Source organism: Salinicola sp. JS01 (assembly GCF_030284585.1).
GTDB lineage: Bacteria > Pseudomonadota > Gammaproteobacteria > Pseudomonadales > Halomonadaceae > Salinicola.
The window spans coordinates 337,160-355,112 of record NZ_CP127244.1 but is presented as its reverse complement, the minus strand read 5'-3'; the positions used below and the strand labels follow the sequence as shown (position 1 = coordinate 355,112).

Sequence of the window (17,953 nt, the reverse complement as noted above, 5' to 3'; positions counted from 1 at the left end):
AGATCGGCATGGACTCCAAGGACGAGACGCTCACCCCTGAGGATCGCGACTTCGTGACCGCCCTGGCCAGCGGGCTCGAGGTGATTCTCGCCTTCGACCAGCGCACCCCGCGCATGACGCTGAGCGAGGTCGCCGCCAAGACCGGCATGAACCGCGCCCGCGCACGGCGCTTTCTGCTCACGCTCCACGCGCTGGGCTATGTGCGCAAGCAGCAGCGTACCTTCGAGCTGGCGCCCAAGGCACTGCAGCTGGGCTACGCCTTTCTCTCCTCCAACGGCTATCGCACGGTGATCCAGCAGCATCTGGAGGCGATCACCGAGGCCACCGGCGAGTCGTCGTCGATGGGCGTGCTCGATGGTGACGACGTGACCTACGTGGCGCGCTCGGCGGCGCCGCACCGGCTGATGTCGATCTCACTGGCGGTGGGTACGCGGCTGCCGGCGGCCTACACCTCGATGGGGCGGGTGCTGCTGGCCCAGTTGCCGGCGGCAGAGCGCGACGCCTTCCTGGCGCGGGTCGATCTCCAGCGCCATACCGAGCACAGCCTGACCGACACCGCGGCGCTGCGCGATTGCCTGGCGCAGGTCCGCGAGCAGGGCTACTGCGTGGTCGACCAGGAGCTGGACTCCGGCCTGCGCTCGCTGGCAATCCCCGCCTTCGACGCCCACGGCGAACTGATCGGCGCACTCAACGTCAGCACCAACGCGGCGCGCGTCGAGCTCGCCACGCTCACCGAGCGCTTTCTGCCGCTGCTGCGGGAGAAGGCGGCGCAGATCGCATCGCAGGTCAACTGACCCCGGCGCCGATCACACTTGCCCCCGACGCCGCGCCGGATCATGCTATTAGACCTAAGTCTAAAATGTGATCCACTCTCCATGACCGAGTCCTCGCCTTGAGCACCATCTTCGGCGCCATCGTGCCCATCTTCATCCTGCTCGCGATCGGCTATCTGGCCGTGCTCAAGCGGGTCGTCGACAAGGCACATATCCAGGGCATGGGCCGCTACGTGATCAACATCGCGCTGCCCGCGCTGGTGATCCAGGCGCTGCTGCAGCGCCCGCTGGGCGAGGTCTTCAACGTTCCCTATCTGCTCGTCTACGGACTGGGCTCGGGGCTCGCCTTCGCCCTCACCTTCGCCCTGGTGACACTGCGCGGCAACGCGCCGCTGGCGCGCCGGGCGATGTACGCACTCGGCACCTCGGCCTCCAACAGCGGCTTCATCGGCTATCCGGTGGCGGTGCTGGTGGTCGGCCCCAGCGCGGGTATCGCCCTGGCGCTGAACATGCTGATCGAGAACCTGCTGGTGATCCCTACCGCGCTGGTGCTGGCGGAATTTGCGAGCCAGAATCGGGGCAGCCTGTGGGCGACCGTCCGCCCGGTGGCCCTGCGCGTTCTGCGCCATCCGCTGATTCTGGCCATCGCCGCCGGCAGCCTGCTCGCGGCGCTCGATCTGCACCCGCCGGCACCGTTGGCGCGGGTGCTGGAGATGCTCGCGGCGTCATCGTCGCCGGTGGCGCTGTTCGTGATCGGTGGCACCCTCTGCGGGCTGCGCGTGCGCGGCATGGTCAAGCGGGTGACGCGTCTCGCCCTGGCCAAGCTGACCCTGCACCCGCTGTGCGTGGTGCTGATGGTGCTGCTGATACCGGGGCTCGATCCAGTGCTGGCCACCGCCGCGATCGTCTTCGCCTGCGCGCCGATGCTGTCGATGTATCCATTGCTGGGGCAGCGCTACGGCTTTGCCGAGATGGGCACCGCAGCGATGGTGATGGCCACGCTGCTCTCCGCCCTGACCCTGGCGCTGGGCATCTGGCTGTCGCATCAGTGGCTACTCGGCACGGCCTGAAACGTACCGCTCGCAATGTAACGATACCGACTGCACTCAGCCGGCTGCCTGCAGCGCACGGTCGAGCCGCTCCCAGCCGGCCAGCGCGGTCATCCCGGTGGGCATCACCCCGAGCACGTCACTGAACACCTCCAGCGAGATCGGCCCGGCATAGCCGGTGCGCGCCAGCGCGGCGATGAAACGCTCCACCTCGAGCTCACCCTCCCCGGGGAAGGCGCGCCGGTGGCGGCTCACCGTCTGCAGGTCCTCGCGCAGCGGCGCCGGCGCGTCGGCCAGCTGCACCAGCCCGATCCGCGATGCCGGCAGCTCGGCCAGGGTCTCCAGCGCCAGCCCCGGGGCCAGCACGTGGTAGCTGTCGAGCACCAGCGCCAGCGCCGGATGATCGGCCAGTTTCACCACCTCCCACGCCTGGCGGTAGTCGTTGACATGTCGCCCCCAGCACAGCGCCTCGTAGGCGACGTTCATGCCGCGGGTGGCCGCCCGTTCGGCCAGATCGCCCAGGCTATCGGCCGCCGCCGTCAGCTCGGGGCGCGCCTCGGCCAGGGTGGTGCTGGCCGCCAGCAGCTGCGTGCCACCCAGGTCGGCAAGCGTGTCGAAGTGGCGCTCGGCGCGTTCGAGCATGCGCCGGTGCGCCTCTCCGCTGAGCCCTTCGGCGTCGCGGAACGGCTGCAGGGCGACCACCGTGAGCCCGAGATCGCGGCAGTGCTCGCCGATCCGCCGCGCGCTGTGGGTGTCGCGCTGCAGATCGTCGACGAAGATCTCGACGCCGCCGAAACCCGCCCGAGCGATCGCCTCCAGCCGATTCATCAGCTCGCCGCTCAGACACAGCGTGGCCATGGCGCGCATGCACTCTCCTCCCGTGACAGCGATTTCCAGTATTACGCAGGGCCTCCAACAGTGACACCGCCGGCACCCAGGCTATCAGCGTAGCCGCTAGCGCGGAGGTGGGCGCAAGAGTGGGCGCGGAGGTGGGCGCAGAGGCAAGCGCGGAGGTCGGCGCAAGAGTGGGCGCGGAAGTTGGCGTGGAGGTGAGCACGGTTCATACGCTGGGGGCTGATATACTGCCCGCCGCCTCGTGTCCGTACTGCCCAGGAGCCCCGCATGTCCCCTGCTCGTCCGTCGCTGGCGTGGCGTCACGCCGTCGCCGCACTCGCCGTTGTCGCCATCTTCGCGCTGCTGCTGGGCGCGGGGCTGGCGCCGCTGACCCGGGCGGCCATGGTGGTGGGCTTGGGGATCGGCCTGTGGGCCACCGGCTGGCTGCCGCAGTGGCTCACCGCGCTGGTGTTCTTCACCCTGTGCATGGCGGCCAAGGTCGCCCCCGCGGCGGTGGCCTTCTCCGGTTTCGAGTCGGCGGCGACCTGGCTGGTGTTCTCGGGCATGGTGATCGGTGCGGCGATCAATCACACCGGGCTGGGCGAGCGCGCGGCCCTGCGGCTCGGCCCCTATCTGGCTTCGGGCTATCCGCAGGCGGTGTTCGGTATCGGTCTCGCCGCACTGCTGGCGTCGTTCGTGATGCCCTCCTCGATGGGGCGCATCCTGCTGCTGACGCCGATCATGCTGACCCTGGTCGAGCGCCTGGGCTATGCGCCCGGTGATCCGGCACGCAGCGGCTTTCTGCTCAGCGGCATCATGTCGAGCTTTCTACCCGCCTTCGCCATCCTCCCGGCCAATGTGCCCAACAACGTGCTGATGGGCACCAGCGAGGCGGTACTCGGCTTCTCGCCCAGCTACGGGCACTACTTCCTGCTCCACTTCCCGGTGCTGGGCCTGCTCAAGTGGCTACTGCTGATGGGATTGATCCTGCGCCTGTTCCCCGCCGCCGCACCGGGCCCGCATCAGGCGTCATCGGCACCCGCGACAGCCCCCGAGGGGCGCCCCAATCTGATCATGATGGGGCTGCTGGCGTTCGCCGTGGTGATGTGGATGACCGACGCCTGGCACGGTATCTCGCCGGCCTGGATCGGCATGCTGGTAGCGCTGGTATGCCTCTACCCCGGTAGCGGCCTGCTGCCACCCAAGCCGCTGGCGCAGATGAACCTGGAACCGTTTCTGTATGTCGCCGGGATCGTCAGTCTCGGCGCCCTGGCCCACGCCAGCGGCGTCGGCGCCGCGCTCGCCGGCTACCTGCTGGACGTGCTGCCGCTGGCTCCCGGCGCGGATGCCGGCAACTTCGGCTGGCTTGCCGGTCTCACCACGCTGCTGGGGATGCTGGCGACGCTGCCGGGCATTCCCGCGGTGATGACCCCGCTGACACCGCAGCTGGCCGAGGTCACCGGCTGGTCGCCCCAGGCGGCGGTGATGATCCAGGTACTCGGCTTCTCGACCATCGTGCTGCCGTATCAGTCGCCGCCGCTGATCGTCGGTCTGCTCGCCGCCCGGGTGAATCTGCGCCACGCCATCCGCGTCACGCTGCCGCTGGCGCTGATCACCGTCGTGCTGCTGTGGCCGCTGGACTATCTTTGGTGGCGGTGGCTGGGCGCTTTCTGACGGCACTGACCCAACTGCACGCGGCTGCATCCAGGCGCCGCCAGCCTGCGTAAGCGCTTTCGAGGCTCGGCGAACGGCCGGCCAGCGCGAGTGATGCGCCAGAACAGGGAGAACCCGCGATGCTGATCAAGATTACCCGCCCCGGCGACCTGCGCGAGTCGGACGTCACCCCCGAGTCGGTCTACCTGTCGCGCAGGCGCTTTCTCGGCGGCCTGGCCGGGGTCGGCGCGGGCCTGGCGCTCTCTGGGCGCGCGCTGGCCGCGCCCGCGGACTACGCCGACGTGCCTGCCGGTGACCCGCCCGCCTGGCTCGCCAGCGAGATCGAGCGCGCCAAATGGGATGCGGTGGTGCCCCAGGACCCCAAGCTGGACAAGCTCACGCCCTACCAGGACGCCTCGACCTACAACAACTTCTACGAGTTCGGCACCGGCAAGGGCGACCCGTCGAAGCGCGCCGGCTCGCTCACCACTCAGCCGTGGAGCGTGGTGATCGACGGCGAGGTCGACAACGGCGGGCGCGTGGCGCTGGAGGACCTGATCACCCCGTCGCGACTCGAAGAGCGCATCTATCGCCTGCGCTGCGTCGAGGCGTGGTCGATGGTGATCCCGTGGCTGGGAATTCCGCTGGGCGACGTGATCGCCCGCGCCAAGCCCACCGCCAAGGCCAAGTACGTGCGCTTCGAGACCCTGGTGCGGCCCCAGGAGATGCCGGGGCAGGACTCCGCCTTCGCGCTGATCGACTGGCCCTACACCGAGGGGCTGCGTCTGGACGAGGCGATGCATCCGCTGACGCTGCTCGGTGTCGGTATGTACGGTCGCGAGCTGCCCAACCAGAACGGCGCCCCGCTGCGCCTGGTGGTGCCCTGGAAGTACGGCTTCAAGAGCATCAAGTCGATCGTGCGCATCTCACTGGTGAGCGAGCAGCCGGTCAACTCGTGGCAGGCGATCGCCCCCGACGAGTACGGCTTCTATGCCAACGTCAATCCCCAGGTCGACCACCCGCGCTGGAGCCAGGCCACCGAACGGCGCCTGCCCAATAGCCTGTTCAACCCCAACATCATCGATACCCGGATGTTCAACGGCTACGCCGATCAGGTGGCGAGTCTGTATAGCGGCATGGACCTGAGGAAGCAGTTCTGATGGCCTCATCGCGCTCTACGCTGACGCTGTGGCGCGTCGCAGTCTTCTGCCTGGCCCTGGCGCCGCTGCTCTACTGGAGCTATCAGGTCGCGCTCAATGCCGCCGGCCCCGAGCCCGGGCGCTACCTGCTGCTCAATATCGGCCAGGGCACGCTGTGGATGCTGTTCGCCACCCTGAGCCTGACCCCGCTCGGCAAGCTCACCCGCTGGAAGGGCTTTACCCTGATCCGGCGCCAGCTGGGGCTGTGGACCCTGGCCTACGCGGTGGCTCACCTGCTCTGCTATGCGCTGTTCATTCTCGGCCTCGACCTCAGCCGGCTGGGCAGCGAGATCGTCCGCCGCCCCTATATCATCGTCGGTATGCTGGCGCTGCTTGGCCTGGTGGCGATGGGGGTGACCTCCAACCGCGCCTCGATGCGCAGGCTCGGCAAGCGCTGGAAGACACTGCACAAGGTCGTCTACTTGGTGCTGGCGCTGGGCCTGCTGCACTTCTTCTGGGTGGTGCGTGCCGATCTTGGCGAGTGGAGTCTGTACGCCGCGATCGGCGCCGGCCTGATGCTGCTGCGCCTGCCGCCGGTGGCGCGCCAGCTGCCCAGGCTGCGCCAGCAGGTGAAGCGCAAGCATCGCCAGCCTGGCTGAGCCACCGTCCGCCGGCACGGCATTGCCCGGCGGCCGCGCTTGAGGCACGCTGCGTCCTGGCCGCTCGTCAGATCCCCGGACACCCCATGCCCAGCGTCGATATCACGCTCTCTCTCAGCCTCGATCAGTGCCGAAGCTACTACGCCGGCGCGGTGGAGAGCATCCAGACCTACACCCTCGACGGGCGGCGGGTGCGCTTTCCTGCCCGCGCCCTGCATCGCCTGGTGAGCCACGACGGCGTGCACGGCCACTTTCGACTGTATTTCGATGGCCATGGGCGTTTCACCACCATCGTGCCGCTCTAATCGTACCGCTCTCGCACTGGCGGGCTCCGGTCGCCGAATGAAGCGCACAAAAAAGCCGGCCTGCCCTGAGGGCAAGCCGGCTTTTTCGCGTCGAGCGCGACGCGGGCGTGTGGGTTAGCCCACCCACACCCGCGCATTGCGGAACAGCCGCATCCAGGCGCCGTCCTGGGTCCACTCGGCCGGCCGCCAGGAGTTGGTGACCGCACGCGCGACCCGCTCCGGGTGGGGCATCATGATGGTGACGCGCCCGTCCGGCGTGGTCAGCCCGGTCACCCCGGAGGGCGAGCCGTTGGGGTTGGCCGGGTAGCGGGTGGTCACCTGGCCGTCGTTGTCGACGTAGCGCAGCGCGATCTGACCGCTGCCCTGCATGCCGCGCAGATGGCTGCTGTCGGCGAACAGCGCCCGGCCTTCGCCGTGGGCCACCGCCACCGGCAGGGTCGACCCGGCCATGCCGGCGAACAGGATCGAGGGGGTCTGCTCGACCTTGACCATCGACACCCGCGCCTCGAACTGCTCGGAGTGATTGCGCACGAAGCGCGGCCAGCGCTCGGCCCCGGGGATCAGCTCCTTGAGCTGCGAGAACATCTGGCAGCCGTTGCACACGCCGAGCCCGAAGGTGTCCTCGCGGGCGAAGAAGGCGGCGAACTGATCATGCGCCCGCGGGTTGTAGAGCGCCGACTTGGCCCAGCCGCCGCCGGCGCCGAGCACGTCGCCGTAGGAGAAGCCGCCACAGCCGACCAGCCCCTTCATCTCGTCGAGGGTAATGCGCCCGGCGAGGATGTCGCTCATGTGCACGTCGACCGCCTCGAAGCCGGCGCGGTCGAAGGCCGCCGCCATCTCGACGTGGCCGTTGACCCCCTGTTCGCGCAGGATGGCGACCCGCGGGCGCACGCCCTGGTTGATGAAGGGCGCGGCGACATCGTCGTCGACGTCGAAGGTGGGGTTGGCGGAGAGCCCCGGATCGCGCAGGTTGAGCAGGCCGTCGAACTCGCTCTTGGCGCTCTCCGGGTTGTCGCGCAGCGCCTGCAGGCGGTAGCTGGTCTCCGCCCAGGTACGCTGGGCCATGGCCCGGGTGGTCTCGAGCAGCGGCTCTTCGAACAGCGTGATACGCACCTGATCGTCGTAGCGCGGGCGCGCGATCACGCCGCAGGTGTCGATACCCGCAGCGGCGAACTGCGCCAGCACGAACTCGGTATCGCGGCGATTGACCTGGATCACCGCCCCCAGCTCCTCGGCGAACAGCGCATCCACCGCGCCCACCGCGTCGTCGGTGAGCCAGTCGAGCTTGATCTCCAGCCCGCCGTGGCCGGCGAAGGCCATCTCCAGCAGGGTCACGATCAGCCCGCCGTCGCTGCGGTCGTGATAGGCCAGCAGCTTGCCGTCGGCGTTGAGGCCCTGGATGACGTTGAAGAACGCCACCAGATCCTCGGCCTCGTCGAGATCCGGGCAGACGTTGCCGACCTGGCCGTAGACCTGGGCCAGCGCCGAGCCGCCGAGGCGGTTCTGGCCACGCCCCAGATCGATCAGGATCAGATCGCTCTCGTCCTGATCGAGCCGCAGCTGCGGGGTCAGCGTCGCCAGCGCATCGGTGACCGGGGCGAAACCGGTGATATCCAGCGTCAGCGGCGCGGTGACGCTCTTGTCTTCGTCATCGGCCTGCCAGGCGGTGCGCATCGACATCGAGTCCTTGCCCACCGGCACGGCGATGCCCAGGGCCGGGCACAGCTCCATACCCACGGCATGCACGGCATCGTAGAGCGCCTGGTTCTCGCCGACATGGTCGGCGGCGCTCATCCAGTTGGCCGAGAGCTTGACGTCGGAGAGCGCAGCGATCGGCGCCGCCGCCAGGTTGGTGATGGTCTCGGCCACCGCCAGACGGGCGCTCGCCGCCGGATCGATCAGCGCCACCGGCGGGCGCTCGCCGGTGGCCATCGCCTCACCCGCGTGGGTGTCGAAGCTGGCGGTGGTGACCGCGCAGTCGGCCACCGGCACCTGCCACGGCCCGACCATCTGGTCGCGCGCCACCAGGCCGGTGATCGAGCGATCGCCGATGGTGATCAGAAAGCTCTTCGAGGCCACCGTGGGCAGCCGCAGCACCCGGTCCAGCGCTTCGCGCAGGTCGAGATTGTCTAGCCCCAGGCCGGGCAGGTTGAGCGTGTGACGCTCGAAGCTGCGCTGCATCTTGGGCGGCTTGCCGAACAGCACGCTCATCGGCAGATCCACCGGGTCGGCCTCGAACTGGCCGTCGCGCACGCTCAGATGGTGCGCCTCGATGGCCTCGCCGACCACCGCGTAGGGGCAGCGCTCACGCTGGCAGATGGCATCGAACACCGCGAGCTGCTCCGGCGTCACCGCCAGCACATAGCGCTCCTGGGCTTCGTTGCACCAGATCTCCAGCGGGCTCATGCCTGGCTCGGCGTTGGGCACCGCGCGCAGATCGAACAGCCCGCCGCGGCCGCCATCCTTGACCAGCTCCGGCAGCGCATTGGAGAGCCCGCCGGCGCCGACGTCGTGGATGAAGGCGATGGGGTTGGCATCATCCAGCGCCCAGCAGCGGTCGATCACTTCCTGGGCGCGGCGCTCGATCTCGGGGTTGTCGCGCTGCACCGAGGCGAAGTCGAGATCCTCGCTGGAAGACCCCGAGGCCATCGACGACGCCGCACCGCCGCCGAGGCCGATCAGCATCGCCGGCCCGCCCATCACGATCAGCTTGGCACCGACAGGGATCTCGCCCTTGAGCACGTGGGCGTCACGCACGTTGCCGTAGCCGCCGGCCAGCATCACCGGCTTGTGGTAGCCGCGGCGTTCGATACCCGCCGCACCCACGGCGTCGAGCTCGAAGGTACGGAAGAAGCCGTTGAGGTTGGGGCGGCCGAACTCGTTGTTGAACGCCGCGCCGCCGATCGGCCCCTCGAGCATGATGTCGAGCGCCGATTGGATGCGCTCGGGCTTGCCGTAGTCGAAGGCTTCCCACGGCTGCACGAACTCGGGGATACGCAAGTTGGAGACGGTGAAGCCGGTCAGCCCCGCCTTGGGCTTGCCGCCGCGGCCGGTGGCGCCCTCGTCGCGGATCTCGCCGCCGGCACCGGTGGCCGCGCCCGGGTGCGGGGCGATCGCGGTGGGGTGATTGTGGGTCTCCACCTTCATCAGAATGTGGATCGGCTCCTGGGTCGCGGCGTAGACCTGGGTCTCGGGCGCGGGGAAGAAGCGCCCGGCGCGGCTGCCCTCGATGATGGCGGCATTGTCGCTGTAGGCCGAGAGCACCTTGTCGCTGGACTGCTCGAAGGTGTTCTTGATCATCTTGAACAGCGAGTGGCTCTGCGCCTCGCCGTCGATCACCCAGTCGGCGTTGAAGATCTTGTGGCGGCAGTGCTCGGAGTTGGCCTGGGCGAACATCATCAGTTCGACGTCAGTCGGGTTGCGCCCGAGCTCGCCGAAGGCCGTGACCAGATAGTCGATCTCGTCGTCGGCCAGGGCCAGCCCCAGCTCGCCGTTGGCGGCGGCCAGCGCCGGGCGCCCGCCGCCGATCACGTCGACCGTGGCCAGCGGCACCGGTGCCTGCTGCGAGAACAGCTTGGCGGCATCGCTGGCATCCTGCAGCACGCTCTCGGTCATGCGGTCGTGCAGACACGCCACCAGAGCGGCAAAGGCCTCGGCCTGGGGCGCCTGGCGGAAGGTCACGCGATAGTCGATACCCCGCTCGAGACGGGCGACCTGGGTCAGACCGCAGTTGTGCGCGATATCGGTAGCCTTGGACGACCACGGCGAGATGGTGCCGATCCGCGGCACCACCAGGAAGCGATGGCCGTGGGCCGCGGCGTCGTTGCCCGCCGGCGTGGCGCGATCCGTCAGCGTGTCATGGCCATAGTCGAGCAGCCGCTCGAGGGTCTCGCGGGCGGCGGCGTCGAGATCGCCGCGATGGTCGACGAAGTGGACGTAGTGGGCTTCGAGGGTCTCGACTTCGGGCACCGCATCGCGCAGGTCGGCGAGCAGCTTGGCGTGACGGAATGCAGATAGCGCGGGAGCGCCTTGCAATTCGAGCATGGCGAGGAAAGCCTCCAGGACGGTCAGGGATCGCGTGGCTGTCTGAGCGCGGATCGATCGGGCGAATCGGGGCAGCGCGGCCGAATCAGGGCGCCATGATACTGGAAAGCGGCGCCGCTCGCTAAGCCCGCGCCGCGGGCGACGCCCAAAGCGCACACAGCGTGGCAAGCCTCTTGATTAGCGCCCGCCGAAGTCTCCGCCAGGAGATGACATCGACGCCGCAGGCGGCTATGGTGTGGCGTCACGCCGTGACCGATCCCTCCGCATGCTCCATCTCTCGAAGCGCCTGCTCTCAAAGCGCCCGCGCGCTGCGTTGACGGTACTGCTGGCACTGGCCACTCTCTTGTGTCCCGCCGAGCCGCTGCCACGCCTGGGTGACGGACTCGATCCGATCCGCCAGCGCGACTTCCTGCAGGTCGCCACCCGCAATGGGCCGATCACCTTTTATCAGGGCGGCCACGGCCCCACTGGCTTCGAGTACGAGCTGGTACGGCGCTTCGCCCATTCGCTGGGTGTCAGCCTGGCGGTCAAGAACGATAGCCGCATCAGTGATGTGCTCGACGATGTACGCCGGGGCGAGGCCGATCTCGGCGCAGCCGCGCTGACCCTCGATCAGCATCGCAGCGGGCTGCGTTACAGCCAGCCGATACTGACCCTGCAGCCACTGGTGGTCTATCGCCGCGGGCTGCCGCCGGTGCGCACCCTCGATGACCTGCTCGATCTGCGGATCGGGGTGATCGCCGGCTCCGGCAACGCCGCGGCGCTGCGCGCCCAGCAGCAGAATCTGCCCGGTCTGGGTTGGCGCGAGGCCGACGACCTGGCCATCGCCGACCTGCTGGAGATGGTCGAGCGCGACGACCTCGACGCCGCGGTGGTCTATACCCATCAGTTCAAGCTCAACCGGCTGTTCTTCCCCAACGTCGAGCGGGGCTTCGCCCTGGGCAAGCCGCTGACGCTGGCCTGGGCGTTCTCCGCCAGCCAGCCGCTGGCGCTGCAGCAAGCGGCCAACCGCTTCATCGCCGCACAGCGCCGTAGCGGCGAGCTCGACGAGCTGATCGGACGCTACTTCGGCCACGACGACTATCTCGAATACGTCGGCGCACGCCTGTTCATTCGCCATGTCCGCAACCGCCTGCCGCGTTTCGTGCCCTACTTCAAGGAGGCCGCGCGGGACACCGGTTTCGACTGGCGCCTGCTCGCCGCACTCGGCTACCAGGAGTCGCACTGGCGGCCGGAAGCCACTTCGCCCACCGGGGTCCGTGGCCTGATGATGCTGACTCGCCCCACCGCCGACGAAATCGGCATCGACAACCGTCTCGACCCGCGTCAGAGCGTCGACGGCGGCGCGCGCTACCTGCGCCACGTGCGCGACCGGCTGGACGCGTCTATCCCCGAGCCCGACCGCACCTGGATGGCGCTGGCGGCCTACAACGTGGGGCTTGGCCACCTCTTCGATGCCCGTGACATCGCCGCCCAGCGCGGCGGCGATCCCGACCGCTGGATCGACGTACGCGAGGCACTGCCGCTGCTGCAACAGCGCGAGTGGTATTCGCAAGCCAACCATGGGTATGCTCGGGGCGGGGAGCCGGTGATCTACGTGCGTAACGTGCGCCGCTATTACGAGATATTGAAGTACGTCAATCGCAGTCAGCAGCAATTCGACCAGTTGGGTCAACGCACCCTGGACAGCGACACCATGACGCCGCTGGAGATCGTCGCGCCGCTGATGTAACGCTTGGCAGGACCGGTCACTCGCGCTGGCCGCGTCTCTAGGAGTCGTTGATCGCCTATGCCCTTGGTGTCCCGTCTGATGCTCTATCTGAGCCTACCGCTTATCGCCTGGGCACTCTGGTCGGGGGGCGATCCCGCCCAACACTGGATACTGGCACCGCTGCTGGGTCTACTGGCGCTGGGCCAGTGGCTCACTTGGCGCAGCGGGCTCGTGCTCAGCCGCTGGCTGCTGATCCCCACCGCGCTGGTGACCCTCGGCATTATCGCCAGCTTCATGCTCAGCGAGAGCTGGATCGCCACCGCCACCTGGCAGAGCTGGCTCGACCGCCTACCGGGGAACTGGCCGCTCTATCAGATGCGCCCCTCGCCGCTGGCGCTGGCCGCGCTGTTCACGCTGATGCTCAACCTGCTGCTGCTCAGCCGGCTGGGGCTGGGTTCGCCGGCCCTGCTACTGCTCGTCGCCGGCTGCACGGCACTGTTGAGCGCGCGTTCGCTGCTGCCCGCCCCGCCCCACGCGAGCGCGCTGATCGGGGCGCCGCCTGAACTACTGGCGGCACTGTGGCTGCTCTGGGGCGGCCAGCTGGCGCGCCTGGTAGCACCGTTGCTGCGCTACTGGCAGCGTATCCTGCCACCGCTGGCGATCGCTGGCACGATCATGCTGGTCGTGCTGTTCGGCTGGCAGCAGCAGCGCCAGAACGACAATGACCGGCTGTTCGCCCAAGTCGCCAACGACGGTGATCGCATCGCCACCCTGCTGGCCACGGAAACCGAGGCCCACCTCAAGGCGATGCGCCGTTTCGCCAGCTTCTGGGACATGCTCGGGAAGATTCCCACAAGCGACGAGTGGGCGCGCCAGGCCAAGCTTTACTACGAGGATTTCGGTTACTTTCGCAACATCGCCTTCATCGATCGCGACGGCAAGGTGCTGCGCATCTATCCGCTGCGCGGCAATCTGTCGCTGATCGGGCTCAATCTTTACCGCCACCAGCTCGAGACCAATGCGGTACTCGACCGGCCGCTGGTCTACGGCATCGAGGGGCAGACCGGGATCATCGACTTCCTGCAGGGCGGGCGCGGTGTGATCAGCTATCTGCCGGTTCGCGATAGCGCCGATGGCGAGCTGCTGGGGGCGGTGGGTATGGTGGTCAGTGTCGACAACCTGCTCAGGTCGCTGCTGCGCCAGACCCACAGCCGCGACCGCGCGATCATGCTGCTCGACCACCAGCAGGTCTACTTCCACGGCGGCCCGCTGGCCAACCTCTCGGACTGGCGCTACCAGCGCCCGGTGCGGATCGGCGCCGACACCCTGACGCTCAGCGTACAGCCCGATCTCGATCTGCTGCTGCGCCAGCGCGATCGAGTGCCGGAGATCACGCTGGTATTCGGCCTGGTGCTCGCCTATCTGGTCTACATGGTGCTCTACGTCTATCGCCGGCTGGCCCAGCAGCATCGCCTCGCCAGCCAGGCCAACGACTCGCTGCGCCACGAAATCGCCCAGCGCGAGCGACTGCAGGGCGAGATCGAATGGCTGGCGCGCCACGACGAGCTGACCCAACTGCCCAACCGCCGCCAGTTGATGAACTGGCTGGAAGAGCACCAGCAGGCACTGCCGCTGGCGCTGATGATCTGCGACCTGGATCACTTCAAGCGTATCAACGATCATTTCGGCCACCTCACCGGGGACCGCTACCTGGCCACCCTGGCCGAGAGCTGCCGCGCAACGATCGAGGCCGCCGGGGGGATCTTCGCGCGCTACGGCGGCGAGGAGTTCGTCGCCTGCGTGCCCCACTGCGACCGTCAGCAGGCCAAGCGTCTGGCCGAGACTCTGCGTCAGGCGCTGGCCGCGAGTGAACTGGTGCAGCCCGACGGCCAGCCGGTGACCCTGAGCATCGGCGTCAGCGTGACGAGCGGCGGCCCGCTGCAGCGCGAGGCGCTGTTCCAGGCCGCCGACGAGTCGCTCTATCGGGCCAAGCAGAATGGCCGCGACCGGGTGGAGATGGACGGACTGGTACTCTGAATTGGCACTATGAGTCGCCCGTCCGACGGGCCTGGAAGAAGCCCTTGAGCAGGCGCCGCGAGGGCGCCGCCAGCACCCCGCCGCGCACCTCGATACGGTGGTTGAACCAGGGCTGGGCGAACAGGTTGGCGCGGGACTCGGCCATGCCGCCCTTGGGCTCGGCGGCGGCATAGACCAGACGCGCCAGGCGCGCATGAATCATCGCGCCGGTACACATCAGGCAAGGCTCCAGGGTGACGAACAGGCTGCAGCCGTCGAGGCGGTAGTTGCCCTGTGTGAGACTGGCGTCGCGCAGGGCCTGGACCTCGGCGTGGGCGGTGGGGTCGTGGCTGGCGATGGGGCGATTGTAGCCGCGCCCGATCACCTCGCCGGCGGCATCGACCACCACCGCGCCGATCGGCACCTCGCCCGCCGCCAGTGCCAGTTGCGCCTGCTCCAGCGCCCGATGCATGTAGAATTCGTCACTCTGGGTCATGCGCTGCCCGCTCGTTGGATCGTCCTGGCCGCGCGCCCGGGCGGGCACGTCAGCCGTCATTTACTGCACGCAAGGATACGCGAATGAGCCAAGCGTTGGATGATCTCGTCGCCCTGCTGGGTCTCGAGGCTCTCGAAGAGAATCTGTTCCGTGGCCAGAGCCAGGATCTGGGCCTGCCACAGCTGTTCGGTGGTCAGGCGCTGGGGCAGTCGGCCGCCGCCGCCACCCGCACCGTGCCCGAGGATCGTTACCTGCACTCGCTGCACGGCTACTTCCTGCGCCGCGGCGACGCCGCCTTGCCGGTGGTCTACTCGGTCGACCGCGTGCGTGACGGCGGCAGTTTCACCACCCGCCGCGTCACCGCGATCCAGAAAGGCCAGCCGATCTTCTTCTGCAGCGCCTCGTTCCAGGGGCGTGAGGAGGGCATCCACCATCAGCCGAGCGCCCCCGAGGTCGAGCATCCCGAGGCGCTGCTGGCGCGTGGCGAAGCGGTGCATCAGCGCTTTCGCAACCATCCGGTGGAGTTCATCACCGTCGAGGAGCGCCATGATTGCCCGCCGTCGCGGATGATCTGGTTCCGTCTCGCCGGTGGGCAACTGCCCGCCGACCCGGCCCTGCACCGCTATCTGCTCGCCTACGGCTCGGACTTCAATCTGCTGCTGACCAGCCTGCTGCCCCATGACGTGACCCTCGGCGACCCGCGGCTGCGCATCGCCAGCCTCGATCACGCGCTGTGGATCCACGAGGACCCCAAGCTCGACGACTGGCTGCTCTATGTGATGGAGAGCCCCTGGGCAGGCGGGGCACGCGGTTTTGCCCGCGGCAGTTTCTACGACACCCAGGGGCGTCTGATCGCCTCCACCGCGCAAGAGGGCATGGTGCGGGTCGGCGGAGACTGAAGCTCGGCTTGACTGAAACGCAAAAGCGCGCGACCCGAAGGCCGCGCGCTTGGCACGCTCACGCTATCCGAGTACGGGTCGCGTGGCGGCTCTGGCCTAAGGCCAGAGCCAGGACTAGAGCCAGGCGATCAGGCCGCCTCGGCATCCTTGAGCGAGGCCATGTCGATGACGAAGCGGTACTTGACGTCACCTTTCTGCATGCGCTCCCACGCCTCGTTGATCTGATCGATATTGATCATCTCGACGTCGCAGGTGATGCCGTGCTCGGCGCAGAAGTCGAGCACTTCCTGGGTTTCCGGCATGCCACCGATCAGCGAGCCCGCGAGCACACGGCGACGGAACACCAGGTTGGCACCGGAGACCGCCGGGTCGATCGGCTCCAGCAGCCCCACCAGGATATGCGTGCCGTCCGGCTTGAGCGCTTCCAGGTAGGGGTTGATGTCGTGCTGTACCGGCACCGTATCGAGCATGAAGTCGAAGGTCTCGGCGACCGCCTGCATCTCTTCGTCGTTGGTGGAGATTACCACGTGGTCGGCGCCCTGCTTCTTGGCCTCGGACTTCTTCGACTCGGAGCGGGTGAACAGAGTCACCTCGGCACCCAGCGCCTTGGCCAGCTTGACGCCCATGTGGCCCAGACCACCCATGCCGATCACGCCGACCTTGTCACCCGGCTTGACGCCATAGTGCTTGAGCGGCGAGTAGGTGGTGATGCCGGCGCACAGGATCGGCGCCGCGGACTTCAGGTCGAGGCCTTCGGGCATGCGCACCACGAAACGCTCGCTGACCACCACCTTGTCCGAATAGCCGCCCTGGGTCAGGGTGCCGTCGTGCTTGTCGGGGCTGCCGTAGGTCATCACGAAACCTTCGGCGCAGTAGTTCTCCAGGCCGTCCTGGCACGCCTTGCACTCGCGGCAGGAGTCGACCATGCAGCCGACGCCGACCAGATCACCGACCTGGTACTGGCTGACATCGTCGCCGACGGCGGTGACGCGACCCACGATCTCGTGGCCCGGAATCACCGGATAGGAGGCCATGCCCCAGTCGTCGCGGGCGAAGTGCAGATCGCTGTGGCAGACGCCGCAGTAGAGGATCTCGATGGAGACATCGTCGGGACGCGGAGCGCGGCGCTCGAAGTTCCAAAGCTGCAGCGGCGCGCTGTCGGAGTGTGCGGCATAGCCTTTGGCCGGGGTCTTCTCGCTCATGGGAAAGCTCCTTTTCCGGGGTCGCTCTCGACCCGTGAATGACGGCGCAGAGTGTGGTCCATCGCGCGCCACGCTGCCATGCTCGATTCTGCCGAAGGTCTGCCGGATTCTGCTTAGGGGAAGTCGATTTCGGCACGTCATTCGTAACATTCGTGCACAATACCCTGAAAGCTAACTACACTTAACCTCCCGGACGACCATCATTCGGCCCGCCGGGCCAGCAGATACCGCAGCGCAGGGGACTTGCCGATGCTAGACACACGCTCACCACTGCTCGATCGCGCGCCCACCGCGCCGGCCGGCGCCACGCCAAGCGCAGCGGTCTCCGCGCGCCGGCTGGCCGAAGCGATCACACCGCTGGTCAACGACGAGGGGTTCATCGACACCGCGGTGGAGGGAGTACGCCTGATCGCCTCACGCTGTAGCTATCCGCGTACGCCGCTGATCTACGAACCGGGCATTTTCGTCATCGCCCAGGGCGACAAGATCGGCTATCTGGGCGAACGCGTGATCCACTACGGGCCGGGCAACTATCTGGTCCAGGCGCTGCCGATGCCGTTCGAGTGCGAGACGCGCACCCCCGAGAACGCGCCGATGCTGGGGATCAATATCGCCTTCGATCCGCTCACCCTCAGCGAGCTGGTGCAGCAGCTTCCCGCCCCGGGGCGCGAACTCGGCGATCCGGCACCGATGGCCGCAGTGGCGCTGGATGCGACCATGGAAGCGTGCGTGCTGCGCCTGATCGACTGCCTCGGCGATGCCACCGAGAGCCGGGTGCTCGGCACGGGGCGCGTCAGGGAGGTGCTGTTCGCCGCGCTGCGCGGGCCTCAGGGCGCCTCGCTACGTCAGCTGGTGCAGCGCCAGGGTCAGTACGCACGGATCATCGACGCCCTGACCTATCTACACCGCCACTTCGCCAGCCCGCTGACGGTGGAGGCTTTGGCCGCCCAGGCCAACATGAGCACCTCGCACTTTCACCATCACTTCAAGCGCACCACGCAGCAGTCGCCGCTGCAGTACCTCAAGCGCCTGCGTCTGCTCAAGGCACGGGCGCTGCTCGGCCAGCAGCGCATGAACGTGGCCCGCGCCGCCAGCGAGGTGGGCTATCGCAGCACCTCCCAGTTCAGCCGCGAGTACAAGCGCTACTTCGGCGTCAGCCCCTCCCGCGGATGA

General features: G+C 68.1%; 14 protein-coding genes. 10 read left to right on the top strand and 4 right to left on the bottom strand.

From position 1 onward, the window contains the following. The first annotated feature begins 8 nt into the window (after positions 1 to 8). Positions 9 to 794 (top strand): IclR family transcriptional regulator domain-containing protein, encoded by a 786-nt coding sequence (locus tag QO259_RS01805; RefSeq protein ID WP_285951579.1) that lies wholly within the window; start codon positions 9 to 11, stop codon positions 792 to 794. A 98-nt stretch (positions 795 to 892) separates the two neighbouring features. Continuing rightward, positions 893 to 1,843 (top strand): AEC family transporter, encoded by a 951-nt coding sequence (locus tag QO259_RS01800; protein ID WP_207034244.1) that lies wholly within the window; start codon positions 893 to 895, stop codon positions 1,841 to 1,843. Between the two features lie 36 nt (positions 1,844 to 1,879). On the opposite strand, the gene QO259_RS01795 is transcribed toward QO259_RS01800, so the two are convergent. Next, complete coding sequence (locus tag QO259_RS01795) at positions 1,880 to 2,689, bottom strand: sugar phosphate isomerase/epimerase family protein (protein ID WP_285951578.1); 810 nt, start codon at positions 2,687 to 2,689, stop codon at positions 1,880 to 1,882. Between the two features lie 255 nt (positions 2,690 to 2,944). Between QO259_RS01795 and QO259_RS01790 the strand changes: the two genes are divergently transcribed. The 4 genes from QO259_RS01790 (at position 2,945) to QO259_RS01775 (ending at position 6,412) form a co-directional block, all read left to right on the top strand. After that, positions 2,945 to 4,330 carry an SLC13 family permease gene (locus tag QO259_RS01790; protein WP_285951577.1) on the top strand — a complete coding sequence of 462 codons (1,386 nt, stop codon included), beginning with the start codon at positions 2,945 to 2,947 and terminating at the stop codon, positions 4,328 to 4,330. Between the two features lie 119 nt (positions 4,331 to 4,449). Further along, complete coding sequence (gene msrP, locus QO259_RS01785) at positions 4,450 to 5,469, top strand: protein-methionine-sulfoxide reductase catalytic subunit MsrP (protein ID WP_285951576.1); 1,020 nt, start codon at positions 4,450 to 4,452, stop codon at positions 5,467 to 5,469. Further along, positions 5,469 to 6,107 (top strand): protein-methionine-sulfoxide reductase heme-binding subunit MsrQ, encoded by a 639-nt coding sequence (gene msrQ, locus QO259_RS01780; protein ID WP_285951575.1) that lies wholly within the window; start codon positions 5,469 to 5,471, stop codon positions 6,105 to 6,107. The genes msrP and msrQ overlap by 1 nt, the downstream gene beginning before the upstream one ends. Positions 6,108 to 6,193: 86 nt before the next feature. Next, positions 6,194 to 6,412 (top strand): DUF2835 family protein, encoded by a 219-nt coding sequence (locus QO259_RS01775; protein ID WP_035475858.1) that lies wholly within the window; start codon positions 6,194 to 6,196, stop codon positions 6,410 to 6,412. Positions 6,413 to 6,526: 114 nt separating this feature from the next. On the opposite strand, the gene purL is transcribed toward QO259_RS01775, so the two are convergent. Next, positions 6,527 to 10,456: a phosphoribosylformylglycinamidine synthase gene (purL, locus tag QO259_RS01770; protein ID WP_285951574.1), complete on the bottom strand. Its 3,930-nt coding sequence runs from the start codon at positions 10,454 to 10,456 to the stop codon at positions 6,527 to 6,529. 265 nt (positions 10,457 to 10,721) lie between these two features. Between purL and mltF the strand changes: the two genes are divergently transcribed. Together mltF and QO259_RS01760 are read left to right on the top strand one after the other, a co-directional pair. Next, the gene (mltF, locus tag QO259_RS01765; RefSeq protein WP_207034262.1) at positions 10,722 to 12,188 is read left to right on the top strand and encodes a membrane-bound lytic murein transglycosylase MltF; all 1,467 of its coding nucleotides are present in this window, start codon (positions 10,722 to 10,724) and stop codon (positions 12,186 to 12,188) included. 57 nt (positions 12,189 to 12,245) lie between these two features. Further along, entirely contained in the window at positions 12,246 to 14,204 is a 1,959-nt protein-coding gene (locus QO259_RS01760) for a diguanylate cyclase domain-containing protein (RefSeq protein WP_285951573.1), read from the top strand. Positions 14,205 to 14,211: 7 nt separating this feature from the next. Here the strand turns inward: QO259_RS01760 and tadA are convergent, their stop codons facing one another. Next, a complete protein-coding gene (gene tadA, locus QO259_RS01755; RefSeq protein ID WP_285951572.1) occupies positions 14,212 to 14,679 on the bottom strand; it encodes a tRNA adenosine(34) deaminase TadA in 468 nt (155 codons plus the stop codon). A gap of 83 nt (positions 14,680 to 14,762) precedes the next feature. Here tadA and QO259_RS01750 point away from each other — a divergent pair, with 83 nt between their 5' ends. Further along, the gene (locus QO259_RS01750) at positions 14,763 to 15,578 is read left to right on the top strand and encodes an acyl-CoA thioesterase (RefSeq protein WP_207034271.1); all 816 of its coding nucleotides are present in this window, start codon (positions 14,763 to 14,765) and stop codon (positions 15,576 to 15,578) included. Between the two features lie 128 nt (positions 15,579 to 15,706). On the opposite strand, the gene QO259_RS01745 is transcribed toward QO259_RS01750, so the two are convergent. Continuing rightward, positions 15,707 to 16,780 carry an NAD(P)-dependent alcohol dehydrogenase gene (locus QO259_RS01745; protein ID WP_285951571.1) on the bottom strand — a complete coding sequence of 358 codons (1,074 nt, stop codon included), beginning with the start codon at positions 16,778 to 16,780 and terminating at the stop codon, positions 15,707 to 15,709. A gap of 249 nt (positions 16,781 to 17,029) precedes the next feature. Here QO259_RS01745 and QO259_RS01740 point away from each other — a divergent pair, with 249 nt between their 5' ends. Then, positions 17,030 to 17,953: an AraC family transcriptional regulator gene (locus QO259_RS01740; protein WP_285951570.1), complete on the top strand. Its 924-nt coding sequence runs from the start codon at positions 17,030 to 17,032 to the stop codon at positions 17,951 to 17,953.